The 14,694-nt window shown below is 66.9% G+C and carries 14 protein-coding genes; 9 read left to right on the forward strand and 5 right to left on the reverse strand.

The window, feature by feature from the left end:
• Positions 1-89 precede the first annotated feature (89 nt).
• From AC07WS_RS26260 to AC07WS_RS26295, 8 genes are all read left to right on the forward strand, one after another.
• The gene (locus AC07WS_RS26260; RefSeq protein WP_494731897.1) at positions 90-365 is read left to right on the forward strand and encodes a hypothetical protein; all 276 of its coding nucleotides are present in this window, start codon (positions 90-92) and stop codon (positions 363-365) included.
• Positions 362-2,686, forward strand: a complete 2,325-nt coding sequence (locus AC07WS_RS26265) for a GAF domain-containing protein (RefSeq protein ID WP_494731898.1) — start codon at positions 362-364, stop codon at positions 2,684-2,686. Before AC07WS_RS26260 ends, AC07WS_RS26265 begins: the two co-directional genes overlap by 4 nt.
• Complete coding sequence (locus AC07WS_RS26270; protein WP_494731899.1) at positions 2,683-3,597, forward strand: LysR family transcriptional regulator; 915 nt, start codon at positions 2,683-2,685, stop codon at positions 3,595-3,597. The genes AC07WS_RS26265 and AC07WS_RS26270 overlap by 4 nt, the downstream gene beginning before the upstream one ends.
• A gap of 63 nt (positions 3,598-3,660) precedes the next feature.
• Positions 3,661-4,824 carry a PepSY-associated TM helix domain-containing protein gene (locus AC07WS_RS26275; RefSeq protein WP_494731900.1) on the forward strand — a complete coding sequence of 388 codons (1,164 nt, stop codon included), beginning with the start codon at positions 3,661-3,663 and terminating at the stop codon, positions 4,822-4,824.
• 178 nt (positions 4,825-5,002) lie between these two features.
• The gene (locus AC07WS_RS26280) at positions 5,003-5,293 is read left to right on the forward strand and encodes an H-NS histone family protein (RefSeq protein WP_117010121.1); all 291 of its coding nucleotides are present in this window, start codon (positions 5,003-5,005) and stop codon (positions 5,291-5,293) included.
• A gap of 274 nt (positions 5,294-5,567) precedes the next feature.
• Entirely contained in the window at positions 5,568-6,665 is a 1,098-nt protein-coding gene (locus tag AC07WS_RS26285; protein ID WP_494731901.1) for a metal-dependent hydrolase family protein, read from the forward strand.
• A 65-nt stretch (positions 6,666-6,730) separates the two neighbouring features.
• A complete protein-coding gene (locus AC07WS_RS26290; RefSeq protein ID WP_494731902.1) occupies positions 6,731-7,345 on the forward strand; it encodes an LON peptidase substrate-binding domain-containing protein in 615 nt (204 codons plus the stop codon).
• Positions 7,346-7,440: 95 nt separating this feature from the next.
• On the forward strand, positions 7,441-8,070 hold the full coding sequence (locus tag AC07WS_RS26295; RefSeq protein WP_494731903.1) for an FMN-binding negative transcriptional regulator: 630 nt from the start codon (positions 7,441-7,443) through the stop codon (positions 8,068-8,070).
• A 7-nt stretch (positions 8,071-8,077) separates the two neighbouring features.
• On the opposite strand, the gene AC07WS_RS26300 is transcribed toward AC07WS_RS26295, so the two are convergent.
• Genes AC07WS_RS26300 through trpS form a run of 3 tightly spaced genes read right to left on the reverse strand, consistent with a single transcriptional unit; the run spans position 8,078 to position 10,397 of the window.
• Complete coding sequence (locus AC07WS_RS26300; RefSeq protein WP_494731904.1) at positions 8,078-9,037, reverse strand: DMT family transporter; 960 nt, start codon at positions 9,035-9,037, stop codon at positions 8,078-8,080.
• An 11-nt stretch (positions 9,038-9,048) separates the two neighbouring features.
• Positions 9,049-9,339 carry a DUF1294 domain-containing protein gene (locus AC07WS_RS26305; RefSeq protein WP_494731905.1) on the reverse strand — a complete coding sequence of 97 codons (291 nt, stop codon included), beginning with the start codon at positions 9,337-9,339 and terminating at the stop codon, positions 9,049-9,051.
• Positions 9,340-9,344: 5 nt separating this feature from the next.
• Complete coding sequence (gene trpS, locus AC07WS_RS26310) at positions 9,345-10,397, reverse strand: tryptophan--tRNA ligase (RefSeq protein ID WP_494731906.1); 1,053 nt, start codon at positions 10,395-10,397, stop codon at positions 9,345-9,347.
• 295 nt (positions 10,398-10,692) lie between these two features.
• Here trpS and AC07WS_RS26315 point away from each other — a divergent pair, with 295 nt between their 5' ends.
• A complete protein-coding gene (locus tag AC07WS_RS26315) occupies positions 10,693-12,606 on the forward strand; it encodes a CocE/NonD family hydrolase (RefSeq protein ID WP_494731907.1) in 1,914 nt (637 codons plus the stop codon).
• Between the two features lie 26 nt (positions 12,607-12,632).
• Here the strand turns inward: AC07WS_RS26315 and AC07WS_RS26320 are convergent, their stop codons facing one another.
• Positions 12,633-13,433: a substrate-binding periplasmic protein gene (locus AC07WS_RS26320; RefSeq protein WP_494731908.1), complete on the reverse strand. Its 801-nt coding sequence runs from the start codon at positions 13,431-13,433 to the stop codon at positions 12,633-12,635.
• Positions 13,430-14,689, reverse strand: coding sequence for a TCR/Tet family MFS transporter (locus AC07WS_RS26325; RefSeq protein WP_494731909.1), 1,260 nt, complete (start codon positions 14,687-14,689; stop codon positions 13,430-13,432). The genes AC07WS_RS26320 and AC07WS_RS26325 overlap by 4 nt, the downstream gene beginning before the upstream one ends.
• Positions 14,690-14,694: the final 5 nt, after the last annotated feature.

A 14,694-nucleotide genomic window follows, 5' to 3' on the forward strand; every position in this document is an offset into this window, starting at 1 on the left:
TTAATTGCCGCGGGCCTCCCCTGAAAAAGCCTAAAGTTACCGAGATCGAGCAGCCGGACGCCGACAGCCTGCGTCTGGCGCTGGCCGAGGTGCGCGATCTGCAGCGCACCGTGGTCGTGCTGCGCTCGGAATTGGAGCTGTCCCACCAGGAGCGCCAGCACGCGGTGCAGGACGCCTTGTCCTTCGCCCACAGCGAGATCAGCCAGCTGCGCGACACCGTCGCCGCGCTGCGCGCCAGCCTGGAACGGCTGACGCAGGAAAAGCTCGACGCGCTGCAGCAGGCCAGCACGCTGCACCACGGCGAGGTCGCCCAACTGCACGACACCATCCGCGCCCTGCGCGACACGCTGGAGGCGCGCGCATGAGTGCCAAGCCCGCCATCCGCAGCGTGCCGGCCAAGCCGCCCGCCAAAAGCGAGGCGGCCTCGGCGCAGGCGGCGGCCGGCGCCCAGCGCAAGCGGCTGCGCCAGGTCGAGCTGCTGCTGGAAGTGTCGCGCCGCATGGCGGCCTACGACACGCTCGACGAAATCCTCACCGCGCTGATCGACGTCACCACCGAGGAGCTCGACGCCGAGCGCGGCACCTTGTTCCTCAACGACGCCGAAACCGGCGAGCTGTTCTCCCGCGTCGCGCAGGGCAACATCCAGCGCGAGATCCGCTTCCTGAACCACACCGGCATCGCCGGCCACGTGTTCACCACCGGCGAGGCGCTCAACATCGCCGACGCCTACGCCGATCCGCGCTTCAACCGCTCCATCGACGAGCAGACCGGCTTCGTCACGCGCAACATCCTGTGCGTGCCGATCAAGACCTTCAAGGGCGAGATCATCGGCGTGTCGCAGACGCTCAACAAGCGGCGCGGCAAGTTCACCCGCGCCGACCTGCAGCTGCTGGAGGCGCTCACCACCCAGGGCACGCTGGCGCTGCAAAGCGCGCGCTTCCTGGAAAGCATGAAGAAGATCCGGCGCCAGGAGATGGAATTTATCGACGTGGTGTCCGAGGTCACGGCCGACATCAAGCTCGGCTCGCTGCTGCAAAAGGTGATGGGCGAGGCCACGCGCCTGCTCAACGCCGAGCGCTCGACCCTGTTCCTCAACGACGACAAGACCGGCGAGCTATGGTCGGAAGTGGGGCAGGGCCTGGAGTCCTTGCAGATCCGCCTGCCCAACACGGCCGGCATCGCCGGCGCCGTTTTTACGTCCGGCAAGACCATCAACATCCCCTACGCCTACGCCGACCTGCGCTTCAACCCGGCGTTCGACAAGCGCACCGGCTACTTCACGCGCTCCATCCTGTGCGTGCCCATCGTCAACAAGGCCGGCAAGATCATCGGCGTCACGCAGGTGCTCAACAAGCGCGGCGGCCCGTTCACCCACGAGGACGAGTCGCGCCTGCGCGCCTTCACCGCGCAGATCTCGATCGCGCTGGAGAACGCCAAGCTGTTCGCCGACGTCCAGCAGATCAAGAACTACAACGAGGCCATGTTGGAGTCGATGTCGAACGGCGTCATCACGCTGGACGGCCAGGAAAAGATCGTCACCTGCAACGCGGCCGGCCTGCGCATTTTGCGCACCGGGCCGGCCACCATCCTGGGCCGCTCGGCCGAGGAATTCTTCGGCGGCGCCAACAGCTGGGTGATGGACAAGCTGCGCCAGGTCGAGGAACACCAGAGCGCCGAGCACCTGATGGACGCCGAGCTGGTGGTGGCGGACGCCACGCTGTCGGTCAACTTCAGCGTGCAGCCGCTGCTGTCGATGGAGAAGCAGCGCATCGGCTGGATGCTGATGCTCGAGGACATCTCCAGCGAGAAGCGGCTGCGCTCGACCATGTCGCGCTATATGGACCCCGGCATCGCCGACCAGATGGTGGCCAACGGCGCCGAAATGCTGGGCGGTAAAAACGTGCCGGCCACGGTGCTGTTCTCGGACATCCGCAGCTTCACCACCATCACCGAGCAGCTGGGCGCGCAGGGCACGGTCACCCTGCTCAACGAATACTTCACCATGATGGTCGACTGCATCCAGCGCGAGGAGGGCATGCTCGACAAGTTCATCGGCGACGCCATCATGGCCGCCTTCGGCATCCCGGTCGGCCACGACGACGACGCCGACCGCGCGCTGCGCACCGCCATCGCCATGATGACCGAGCTGCGCGCCTGGAACGGGCTGCGCGCGCGCGAGGGCAAGCCGCCAGTGGAGATCGGCATCGGCCTCAACACCGACCAGGTCGTGTCCGGCAACATCGGCTCCAAGAAGCGCATGGACTACACCATCATCGGCGACGGCGTGAACCTGGCGGCGCGGCTGGAATCGGCGTGCAAGCAGTACGGCGCCCACATCCTCATCAGCGAGTTCACCTACCGCGCGCTGCGCGCCACCTACCGCCTGCGCGAGATCGACATCGTGGTGGTCAAGGGCAAGACCCGGCCGGTGTCGATCTACGAGGTGATGGACTACCACAGCGAGGACAGCTATCCCAACCTGGTCGAAGCCATGGGCCTGTTCCGCAACGCGCTGCAAAGCTACCGCAAGCGCAACTGGTCCGCCGCCGGCAAGCTGTTCGACGAGGTGCTGTCGCTCAACCCGCACGACCGCGCGGCCGCGCTGTACATCGAGCGCAGCCTGCACATGGCGGCCAACCCGCCGCCCGACGACTGGGACGGCACCTTTGTCATGGAAACGAAGTGAAGATACCCCGCAGCACGCTGGAACAATGGCAGGTCTTGCAGGCGATCGTCGAATGCGGCGGCTACGCGCAGGCGGCCGAGGCGCTGCACCGCAGCCAGTCCTCGGTCAGCTACATGGTGGCCAAGCTGCAGGAGCAGCTGGGCGTGGAGCTGCTGGAGATCGACGGCCGCCGCGCGCGCCTGACGCAGAACGGCGCGGCCCTGCTGGCCAAGGCGCGCGAGCTGCTGGGCGACGCCTTCCAGCTCGAGCAGCTGGCCAGCAGCCTGGCCGAGGGCTGGGAGCCGCAGGTGGCGATCGCGGTCGACAGCCTGTTCCCGGTCGAGCTGCTGGTGCAGGTGCTGCGCGACTTCGAGCCCTGGGCCAGGCACACCCGCGTCAACCTGGAGGAGACCGTGCTGTCCGGCTCGGAGGATGCGCTGATCGAGCAGCGGGTCGACATCGCCATCGCCAGCCGCATTCCCTCGGGCTTCCTGGGCGACCTGCTGATGGATATCGAATTCGTCGCCGTGGCCCATCCCTGCCACCCGCTGCACGAGCTGGGCCGCGAGCTGGAGGTGGACGACCTGAGCCGCAACCTGCACATCGTGGTGCGCGATTCGGGCACGCTGAACCCGCGCGACCACGGCTGGCTTGGCAGCAACCAGCGCTGGACCGTCACCAGCCCGCACACGCGGCTGGAGATGATCTGCAACGGCCTGGGCTTCGGCTGGCTGGCCGAGCACAAGATACAGACCCAGCTGGAGCAGGGCTTGCTCAAGCCGCTGCCGCTGCGGGTGGGACAGCGCCGCAAGCTGTCGCTGTCGCTGATCGTCGCCAGGCCCGAGGTGGCCGGCCCGGCGACTTGCCGCCTGGCCAATCTGATCCGCAAAGTGGTGAAGGACGGCATCGAGCACCGGCCGCTGTGCGGCTGAGGTCCCGCCGAGCGAGACGGCATTTTTTTGTATAATCGGCGTCCTTCTTTGACGCCGAGTCCAATGTCCGACACCCGCCACCCCGCCTCGCGGCCGCCGCGCAGCCTGCGCCAGGCCCTCCGTCCGGGCGTGCGGTGGCTGCACCGGTGGCTGGGTTTGACGCTGGGCCTGCTGATCGTGCTGGCCGGCCTGAGCGGCAGCCTGCTGGTGTTCCAGCACGAACTGGACGCCGAACTCAATCCGCAACTGGTCCACAACCTCGTGCCCTGCGACACGCCGCTCGACATCGGCGGCGCCATCGCCAGCCTGCGGCGGCGCTGGCCGCAGGCCCGGGTCGGCTCGGTCTACCTGCCCAGCCATGCCGGCGCCAGCTACGGCCTGTACTTCAAGGCGCCCGGCGCGGCCGACAACGAGGCCATGCTCGATTCGTGCAGCGGCGCCGTGCTGGGCAGCCGCGACCGCGACGCGCCCGGCTTCGACGCCCCGCATCTGGTGCCGACCCTGCTGCGCTGGCACACCACGCTGATGCAGGGCAAGCCGGGCCGCGCCGCGCTCGGCTGGCTGGCGCTGGCCTGGCTGGCGCTGCTCGCGGCCGGCCTGCTGCTGGCCTGGCCGGCGCCGGCCCAGGGCTGGAAGCGCGCGTTGCGGGTCGACCTGCGCCGCAACGCCTGGCGCGCGCCGGCCGACCTGCACCGCTCGGCCGGCCTGCTGGCGGCCGCCCCGATGCTGGTTGTGGCCGTGACCGCCTTTTGCAACGGCCAGCCGGAACTGACGCGCGCGCTGGTGGGGCGGGTGACGCCGGTCAGTGCCGAACACCGCCGCATCGCCCGGCCGGCCCTGGCGCCGGGCGAGGCCACCATCTCCTGGAACGACGCCCGCGCCATCGCCGCCCAGCACCTGAGCGACGGCGCCGTGCTGCTGGCGCTGCACCGCCTGCCCGAGCGCGGCATCTACCAGGTGCGCCTGCGCCGCGCCGACGACTGGCAGCGCACCGGCACGCTGCGCCTGCTGATCGATATCCGCGACGGCGCCGTGATTGAAACAGTTAATCCGCTGGGCGGCACCGGCGGCGACCGCTTGCTGACGTCTTTATTCCCGCTGCATTCAGGCCAATTCGGCGGCGCGATAGGGCGCTGGCTTATGGCGATTGCCGGTTTGCTGCCCGCGCTATTCTTTATAACCGGCCTCGTCGGTTGGATTATGCGGCGCCGTCGTAAAAGCGTCTGATACGCGCTTCATTTGAACAACAGTGGTGGAAATAATTCGTTTTTATAGCTATATTGGTATTTGTCGCGTATATCTCTGGAGAATTAGTGCAAAGTTATGGTAAATTGCGCTTATCAATTCTCACACATTGTCACTAGTGGTTTTTTTAGAATCTAACCTGCCGATAGAAGGAAATAAGATGACGACTTACCAGGAATACAAAGCAAAGATCGCCGAACTGGAAAATCTGGCCGAGACTGCCCGCAAAAATGAAATCGCGCAGGCTAAAGAAAAAGTCACGGCCATCATGCGTGAATACGGCCTGACCGTGGCGGATCTGGGCGGCGTAGCCAAGGTGAAGGCGGTCAAGACCCGCGCGCCGGTGCCGACCAAGTACCGCGACGACGCCACTGGCCAGACCTGGACCGGCCGCGGCCGCGCTCCGAAATGGCTGGAAGGCAAGGACAAAGAGCAATATCTGATTAAGTAAGCCGCGCCGTCAGTTTGCTGCAGGCCGGGAGCTGCGGGTTTATATGTTTTTATAAACCCCAGTCCCGGCTTTTCTCTTTTTTGGGACGCGATCCATGATGAGCCGAGCCGCAGTCTTATTCTCCGCTTTAATTTCTCTTTTTTCTCCCGCCGCCGGGGCCGCCGATAGCCTGTTAAGTCCGGATCGCGTGTGGACCGGCGACGGCCAGGCGCATGCCAATTGGTCGGTGCTTATTGTCGAGGGGAAGATAGCGGCAGTCGGCCCCGCCGATAAAATGAATGCGCCGGCCGGCGCCGAGCGTATCAGCCTGCCCGGCACGACCCTGATACCGGGTTTAATGGACCTGCATGCGCATCTGCTGCTGCACCCGTATAACGAAACCTCGTGGGACGACCAGGTCTTAAAGGAGTCGCTTGAATACCGCACCCTGCTGGCCTCCCGCCACGCCGCCGCCACATTACAAGCCGGTTTTACCACGCTGCGCGATCTGGGCACCGAAGGCGCCTTGTATGCCGACGTCGCGATTAAAAAAGCGATAGAGGACGGGCTTATTCCCGGCCCGCGTTTATTCATCGCCACCCGCGCCATCGTTGCCACCGGAAGCTATGGGCCGTCGCCGCGCGGCTACCGCGCCGACATGGATCTGCCCCAGGGCGCGCAGGAAGCGAGCGGCGTCGACGAGGTCACCCGCGCGGTGCGCGAGCAGGGCGCGCGCGGCGCCGACTGGATCAAGGTCTACGCCGACTACCGCACCGGCGCCGACGGCGGCGCCCACGCCACCTTCTCGCAAACGGAACTGAACGCGCTGGTGGCCGCCGCCCACGAATCTGGGCGCAAGGTGGCCGCGCACGCCGGCACGGACGAGGGCATGCGTCGCGCCACGCTGGCCGGCGTCGACAGCATCGAGCACGGCTACGGCGGCAGCGAGGCCACCTTTCGCCTGATGGCCGAACGCCACGTCGCCTATTTCCCGACCCTGACCGCGCCCGAGGCCACCAGCGTATACTTCCAGCGGCACCAGCGTGGCGGCCCGCCGACGCCGTCGATGCAGGCCGCCGCGCGCGCCTTCCAGCTGGCGCGCAGGCTGGGCGTCGTCATCGGCAACGGCAGCGACGTCGGCGTGTACGCGCACGGCGCCAACGCGCGCGAGCTGGAGTGGATGGTCAAGCTGGGCATGACGCCGACCGAGGCGCTGAAGTCCGCCACCGTGGTCAACGCGGCCGTGCTGGAGCGCGCCGCCTCGCTGGGCGCGATCCGCGTCGGCTACCTGGCCGACCTGGTGGCGGTGCAGGGCGACCCGACCCAGGACATCGCCGCGCTGCGCAGCGTTGCTTTTGTGATGAAAGGCGGCGTCATTTACCGCCGGCCTTAACGAAGCCTTAAGGTTAGTGCGGTCAGTCTAGTCCGGCCGCGGCCATTTCGTGCGATGATGGCGGAATGGCATCAATTCCTCTTTTTCCCCTGAATACCATCCTGTTCCCGGACGGCCATTTGCCCTTGCAGGTGTTTGAAGTACGCTATCTGGACCTGATCAAGCGCTGCATCGCCAAGGGCGAGGAATTCGGCGTGGTCCCGCTGCTCGAAGGCAGCGAAACCCGCATCCCCGACAAGCAGGAAACCCTGTCCGACGCCGGCACCATGGCGCGCATCCTGGAGTGGACCGCGCCACTGCCGGGGCTGCTGCAAATCTCCTGCGTCGGCACCACGCGCTTCCAGATCAAATCGGCCGAAAAGCTCAAGCACGGCTTGTGGATGGCCGAGGTCGACGAGGTGGCCGAAGACATGGTCGTGCCCATCCCCACCGAACAGCAGGACGTGGCCAACGCGCTTGGTTCGCTGATCCGCTCGCTGCAGAAGAAGCAGATCTCCACCGCCAACATGCCGCTGGCGCCGCCGTACCGGCTGGACGAAGCCGGCTGGGTGGCGAACCGCTGGTGCGAGCTGCTGCGGCTGGACGTGGGCGAGAAGCAGCGCCTGCTGCTGCAGGAGAATCCCGTGCTGCGCCTGGAACTGATCCAGGACGTGCTGAGCGAGAACGGCTTGCTGGACTAGGCCTGGCCCCACGCGGGCTGCCCGCGCTGGCCCTTTCCGCGCCCGCGCGCTGCTGCTACACTGGCCGGCGTCACCACTGCCGCCATCGAGCCGCCATGTACCTGCAACCCGCCTTCGCCGAAGACCGACTCGAAGTCCGCCACGGCCTGATGCGCGCCTTCCCGCTGGCCACGCTGATCCTGGCCGACGCCGACGGCGTCACCGCCGACCTGCTTCCCTTCATGCTGTACGCCGACGAGGGCGACAGCGGCCTGGGCGTGCTGCGCGCCCACGTGGCGCGCGCCAATCCGCTGTGGCGCAAGCTGGGGGCGGCGGCGCAATGCCTGGTGGTGTTCCAGGGCCCGGAATCCTACATCAGCCCGAGTTGGTACGAAACCAAGCGCACCACGCACAAGGTGGTGCCGACCTGGAACTACGCGATGGTGCAGGCGCGCGGCGCCGGCCGCGCGGTGGACGATCCGTTCTGGCTGCGCCGCCTGCTGGACCGCATGACCGCCTTCCACGAAAGCGGCATGCCGCAGCCATGGGAGCTGGACGACGCCCCGGCCGATTTCATGGCCGCGACGATGAAGGCCATCGTCGGCATCGAGATCCCGATCGACAGCCTGGTGGGCAAATGGAAGGTCAACCAGAACCGCAGCGCCGCCGACCAGCGCGGCGTGGTGGCGGGCTTGGGCGACGATCCGATGGCGCAGCTGGTGGCCGAGCGTCTCAAGCCCGAATAGCGCGGCGCTAGCCGGCGTGCGCCTCGCCGGCCTCGTCCAGCGCGTGCACGCGCATCGACCACATCACGCCGGCCGCCAGCAGCAGCATGGCGGCGATCTCCAGCCCGCGCGGCAGCTGCTGCTTGTAGATAAAGCCGTACAGCAGCGCGAACAGGGTCTCGAACAGGATCAGCTGGCCGGACAAGGTCAGCGGCACCTTGCGGCTGGCGATATTCCACAGATGGTTGCCGATCACCGAGGCGCCCAGGGCCAGCAGTGCGTTGACGATCCAGAACAGCGTCCAGTCGCGGCCGCTGGCCACGGCGCCGGCGCCGGTCACGTCGTTATGGAACAGCGCCAGCGCCGCCAGCGCGATCGCCAGCGCGATCAAGCCGCTCGACACCCCGTACAAGGCCGACCACTCGCCGCTGCTGAAGTGCGGATTGCGCTTCAGGTAGCGCGCATTGTCCACCGAATACCAGGTCCAGCACAGCAGCGCGCCGGCCGCGCACAGCACGCCGAGCAGCTTGTCGGCCAGCGGCGCGCCGTTGCCGGCGTCGTGGCTGAAAACGTCGATGTTGATGCAGGCGATGCCGGCCGCCACCAGCAGCAGCGGCAGCGTCAGCTGCCTGAGCGGCACCGAGCCGTGGTCCTTGCTGCCCATCAGCGTGACCGAGATCGGCAGCACGCCGATGATCAGCGAGGTGGCAGGCACGCCGGCGAACTTGACGCCCAGCGCAAGCAGCATGTAGTAGACGATGTTGCCGGCCAGCGCATGCTTGACCATCGCGGCCACGTCGCCCCGGTCCAGCCGGCGCAGCAGCGCGGGCAGGCGCGGCGCCATCAGGCCGCCGGCGATCAGGCCGTAGGCGATGTAGCGCCCGCAAGCCATCTCCAGCGGCGTGAAGGCCGTCAGCAATTCCGGCACGATGAACACCATGCCCCACATGGCGCCCGCCAGCAAACCGCACATCACGCCTTGCCACATCGTCGGTATCCTCAGTAATTTGCGCACAGCCGCCAGACGGCGGTCAACGCGGCAAGGTTCAGCGCCACGCTGCACCAGTAGGCGATCTGGAAGGAAGTCTTGACCGTCTTGTGGCGCAGCCAGCGCTGCGCCAGCAGGCCGCCCGGCCAGCCGCACGCCAGTCCCATCAGCAGCAGCGTGCGTTCGGGGATGCGCCGGCGCCGGCCCACGGCGGCCGACTTGTCGAGCGCGTAGGCGATAAAGCAGACCACGCTGGCCACGCCGTACGCCGCCGCCAGCCACGGCAAAGCGTCCGGCGTCAAAGGCTTCAGAAGTAGCTCAGGCCGAGCGCGGCCTTGACTTCGTCGGCGGTCTGCGCCGCCACTTCGCGCGCGCGCATCGTGCCTTCCTTCAGCATCTGCATGATGTAGCCCTTGTCCTGGGCCAGCTCCTCGCGGCGGGCGCGGATCGGCGCCAGCATCTCCTGCAGCACCACTTCCAGGCGCTTCTTGACGATGGAGTCGCCCAGGCCGCCGCGCACGTAGTGGGCCTTCATCTCGGCCAGCTTGTCCTTTTCCGGATCGAAGGCGTCCAGGTAGATGAAGGCGACGTTGCCCTCCAGGTGGCCCGGATCCTCCACGCGCAGGTGCAGCGGATCGGTATACACCTTTTTCACGGCGGCGGTGATCTCGGCCGCGGTGGCGCCCAGGTTGATCGTGTTGCCCAGCGATTTGCTCATCTTGGCCTTGCCGTCGGTGCCCGGCAGGCGGCCGATCTCCGGCACCAGCGCCTTGCACTCGACCAGGATATCCTTGTTGGCGATGCGGTTGAAGCGGCGCACGATCTCGTTGGTCTGCTCGATCATCGGGATCTGGTCCTCGCCGACCGGCACCAGCGAGGCCTTGAACGCCGAGATGTCGGCCGCCTGCGAGGCCGGGTAGGTCAGGAAACCGGCCGGGATGTCGCGCTCGAAGCCGCGCAGCGCGATCTCGGTCTTGACGGTCGGGTTGCGCTCCAGGCGGGCCACCGTCACCAGGTTCAGGTAATAAAAGGTCAGCTCGGCCAGTTCCGGGATCTGCGACTGGATCAGGATGGTCGACTTGGCCGGGTCGATGCCGACCGCCAGATAGTCCAGCGCCACCTCGACCACGTTGCGGTGCACCTTGCCGGTGTCGTCCATGTTGTCGGTCAGCGCCTGGGCGTCGGCCAGCATGATGAACTGTTTGTACTCGTGCTGATAGGCGACGCGGTTGCGCAGGCTGCCGACGAAGTGGCCCAGGTGCAGCGGGCCGGTCGGACGGTCGCCGGTCAGGATCACGGTCGGGCCTTTGGACGCGGCTGCTGCGGTGGCGATTACTTCGGACTGTTCGGTCAGGCTCATCAGGGGTTCCTTTACGTTGCCCCGATCCGGCGCGACGAATGTAAAAAACGCCACCAGATGAGGGCGGCGTTGATAAAAATATCACATCACTATGGGTAGACAGTGGCCGCGCGCTAGGAGCGGCGCCAATTCAGGCAGGCGTGAGGTGTGGTGAAAAAAGTCATCCGCGTATGGTTGCAGTTCAGCGCCGGTCTGTCAAGATGTGAGGCCCCGCCTTGCTTCTCCAGCCCATGCATTAATCTAAACGATAAGGTAGTATTGCCGATCCCGAGCAATACCCCTTACCGGAGCCGATATGCGTGACCTTGCAGTTGCAGTGCTTTCCACCCTGATGGTCTCCGCCGCAACGGCGCAAACGCCCACGCCGCCCATGGCGCCCGACATCCCCGCCAAGTTCGACACCGCCGTCCCCAACGCCGACTACGTCAAGCGCGACGTCATGATCCCCATGCGCGACGGCGTCAAGCTGCACACCGTGATCGTCATCCCCAAGGGCGCCGTGCACGCGCCCATGGTGCTGAGCCGCACGCCCTACAACGCCAGCGGCCGCGCCCAGCGCAACGTCAGCCCCAGCGTGCTGGCCACGGTCGGCCAGGGCGACGAGGTGATGATGGAGAACGGCTACATCCGCGTCTACCAGGACGTGCGCGGCAAGTACGGCTCCGAGGGCGAGTACGTGATGACCCGCCCCGTCAAGGGCCCGCTCAACGACACCCGCACCGACCACACCACCGACGCCTGGGACACCATCGACTGGCTGGTCAAGAACGTCCCCGAAAGCAACGGCAACGTCGGCATGATAGGCTCGTCCTACGAAGGCTTCACGGTGCTGATGGCGCTGGTCGATCCGCACCCGGCGCTCAAGGTCGCCGTGCCGATGAGTCCCATGGTCGACGGCTGGCGCGGCGACGACTGGTTCCACAACGGCGCCTTCCGCCTGCCGAACCTGAGCTACATCGCCGGCCAGACCGCCGCCAAGGGCAGCGGCAAGACCATGGCCACCGGCGTCTACGACGACTACGAGGGCGTGCTGCGCGGCGGCTCCACCGCCGACTACGCCAAACAGTTCGGCCTGGACCAGCTCAACTTCACCCGCAAGCTGTTCGAGCACCCGGCCTACGACAGCTACTGGCAGCAGCAGGCGCTCGACAAAATCCTGGCCAAGCGCCCGATGAAGGTGCCCACCATGACCGTGGTCGGCTACTGGGACCAGGAAGACATCTACGGCGCCTACGCCTTCTACTCGGCGGTGGAACCGCAGGACACGGCCAACAACAAGAACTTCCTGGTGGTGGGACCGTGGCGCCACAGCGGCGTCAATTACGACGGCTCCAGCCTGGGCGCGCTCAAGTTCACCGGCGACACCGCGCTGGAATTCCGCCGCGACGTGATGCAGCCCTTCCTCGACCAATACCTGAAGGACGGCGCGCCGGCCGCCGACACGCCGCCGGTGCTGTTCTACCAGACCGGCGTCAATCGCTGGCAGCGTTTGCAGCGCTGGCCGCTGGCGTGCGAGGCCGGCTGCCCGGCGCCGCTCAAGCCGATCTACCTCAAGCCCGGCTTCAAGCTGGACTTCGACGCGCCGCGGCAGGGCGCGGGCTACGACGAATACGTGTCCGACCCGGCCAAGCCGGTGCCCTTCGTGCCGCGTCCGGTGCGCATGGGCGACGCCAACGTGTGGCGTCCGTGGCTGGTTAGCGACCAGCGCGGCGTCTCCGACCGCACCGATGTGCTGAGCTACGTCACCGAACCGCTGAAGGCCCGCCTGCAGATCGCCGGCGCCGCCATGGTCAACCTGTACGCCTCGACCAGCGGCACCGACAGCGACTGGGTGGTCAAGCTGATCGACGTCTACCCGGACGAAGTGCCGTCGCAGCCGGAGCTGGGCGGCTACCAGCTGGGCATCGCGATGGACATCTTCCGCGGCCGCTACCGCAACAGCTACGAGCATCCGTCGCCGGTCGCGCCGGGCGCCGTGGAGAAGTACCGCTTCGCGCTGCCGAACGCCAACCACGTGTTCCTGCCGGGCCACCGGGTGATGGTGCAGATCCAGTCCAGCTGGTTCCCGCTGTACGAGCGCAACCCGCAGACCTATGTGCAGAACATCTTCCACGCCAAGCCGGCCGACTACCAGAAGGCCACGCTGCGCGTGTACCACGCCGGCGCCGAAAGCAGCGCGCTGGAGCTGCCGGTGGTGGAGGGGAAATAAGCCTAACGGTATAAACCGTTTAGCGCCTAACGCGGACGCACGCTGTCGGCCAGCACGTCCGCGCGGAAGTAGCGGCGGTAGCCTTCCATCACCTGGTTCGACTTGCCGATCTTCTCCAGCATATCGATCAGCAGCCGCTGGTCCGCCGCCGGCAGGGCGCGCGACACATAGGCGCCGCTGTCGTTCCACGGCAGTTCCGGAATCGCGTCCAGGCGCAGCTTGTCCTGCAGGCCGTCGACGCGCGGGTCGCGCCGGATGGCGCCGGCCATCAGCGTCGGCCCCATGATGGTGAGGTCGGCCGACCCGGCGTGCAGCAGGCGCGCCACGGCCACCACGTCGACCTCGGTGAACAGGCGGCCCTGTTTGGCCAGCTCGTTGACCAGCGCCATATACTGCTCGCCATAGTCGAAGCCCCGCACCACCGCCACGCGCAGCTCGCGCCGCTCCAGCAGGTTCCTGGCGCTGGTGATCGGCGCCAGCTGCCCGGCCACCGAAATCAGCATGGCGCGGTGGCCTATCATCGGCACGAAGGTGCCGGCCAGGTCGCGCGACGGCGTGCGCGAGGCCGGCAGCAGCAGGTCGGCCTTGCCGGCCTTGTACATGGCCACCTGGCGCGCGCGCGGCACCACGCTGAAGACGAAGTTGCAGCCGTACTTGCCGCTCGCGCCACGCAGCAGTTCGGGGTAGATGCCGCCGATATGCTCGCCCTCTATCTGCACGCTGGCGCCGCTGGCCGACACCGGCACGGCGATCTCGCGCGAGCATGCGGCGGCGCATGCCTGCGCCACGCCTGCCGCCAGCAGCGCGGCGATGGTGCGCGGGTTCATGGCTTGGCCGCCCGCAGATGGTGTTGATGGAAATAGCGCTGCGCCACCAGGATGGCCACCGCCTGCATCGCCGCGCACAGGTAGAAGGTGCTGCCGATGCGCCAGTCGTCGGCCGGCAGGTGGCTCACTTCGCCGAGGATGGCGGTGCCCAGCAGCGGCATGAAGATCACCCCCAGGCTGCTGACCGATTGCAGGGACCCCATCAACTCGCCCTGTTCATGGGGCGGCGTCGCCTTCGAGACGATGCCCTGCAGCGCCGGGCCGACCGCGAACGCCAGCACATTGCACAGGATGAGCACATACATCATCCAGCCGTGCGTGGCCAGGCCGTACAGCAGATAGGTGAGGGCGCCCGAGCCCAGTCCCAGCAGCGACAGCCGCACCTCGCCGAAGCGCTTGATCAGGATGCCCAGCAGGCCGGCCTGCACCACGGCCGCCGTCAGGCCGACGCAGAACATGGCGGCGCCGTTCTGGCCCGGCGTCCAGGCGAAGCGGAAGTGGGTGTACAGCACCCAGGTGGTCTGCAGCATCATCTGCGCGAAGGTGACCAGGGCGAAGGTGATCACCAGGCCGCGGATGTCGGTGCGGCGCGCCAGCTTGAACAGCGCCGACAGGGGATTGATCTTGGCCAGCTTGAACGTCGAACGGCGCTCGGCCGGCAGCGATTCCGGCACCACGAAGTAGCCGTAGACGAAATTGGCGGCCGACAGCCCGCCGGCCACGTAGAACGGCAGGTGCAGGTTGACGCTGCCCAGCAGGCCGCCCAGCATCGGGCCGCAGATGAAGCCCAGGCCGAACGCCGCGCCGACCTTGCCGAAGCTCTTGGCGCGGTTCTCCGGCGTCGAGATGTCCGACGCGTAGGCCGACGCCACCGACATGCTGGCCGACGACATGCCGCCCACCACGCGGCCGATGAACAGGTAGGCCAGGTTGGGCGCCCACGCAGTGGACAGGAAGTTGATGCACATGCCGGCCATCGAATACAGCATCACCGGGCGGCGGCCGATGCGGTCGCTCAGGGCGCCCAGCATGGGCATGAAGATGAACTGCATCAGGCCGAACACCGCGCTCATGATGCCGAACCAGTAGGCCTGGTTCTCGCGCGAGCCGGTGAATTCGCCCACCAGCATCGGCAGCACCGGCACGATCAGGCCTATGCCCAGCATGTCGATGAAGACGCAAATCAGGATGAAGTTCAGGTTGCCCGGCGCCGGGGTGGCCGGCAGGGCGCTTGCTGCGGTATCGGGGGTGGTCATGTCGA

Source organism: Duganella sp. GW821-FHT01E12 (genome assembly GCF_059422325.1).

Coding starts and splice junctions, on each gene's coding strand:
- AC07WS_RS26265 (WP_494731898.1), top strand. CDS start 362: ATGAGTGCCAAGCCCGCCATCCGCAGCGTGCCGGCCAAGCCGCCCGCC.
- AC07WS_RS26275 (WP_494731900.1), top strand. CDS start 3,661: ATGTCCGACACCCGCCACCCCGCCTCGCGGCCGCCGCGCAGCCTGCGC.
- AC07WS_RS26280 (WP_117010121.1), top strand. CDS start 5,003: ATGACGACTTACCAGGAATACAAAGCAAAGATCGCCGAACTGGAAAAT.
- AC07WS_RS26285 (WP_494731901.1), top strand. CDS start 5,568: ATGAATGCGCCGGCCGGCGCCGAGCGTATCAGCCTGCCCGGCACGACC.
- AC07WS_RS26290 (WP_494731902.1), top strand. CDS start 6,731: ATGGCATCAATTCCTCTTTTTCCCCTGAATACCATCCTGTTCCCGGAC.
- AC07WS_RS26295 (WP_494731903.1), top strand. CDS start 7,441: ATGTACCTGCAACCCGCCTTCGCCGAAGACCGACTCGAAGTCCGCCAC.
- AC07WS_RS26300 (WP_494731904.1), bottom strand. CDS start 9,037: ATGTGGCAAGGCGTGATGTGCGGTTTGCTGGCGGGCGCCATGTGGGGC.
- trpS (WP_494731906.1), bottom strand. CDS start 10,397: ATGAGCCTGACCGAACAGTCCGAAGTAATCGCCACCGCAGCAGCCGCG.
- AC07WS_RS26315 (WP_494731907.1), top strand. CDS start 10,693: ATGCGTGACCTTGCAGTTGCAGTGCTTTCCACCCTGATGGTCTCCGCC.
- AC07WS_RS26320 (WP_494731908.1), bottom strand. CDS start 13,433: ATGAACCCGCGCACCATCGCCGCGCTGCTGGCGGCAGGCGTGGCGCAG.
- AC07WS_RS26325 (WP_494731909.1), bottom strand. CDS start 14,689: ATGACCACCCCCGATACCGCAGCAAGCGCCCTGCCGGCCACCCCGGCG.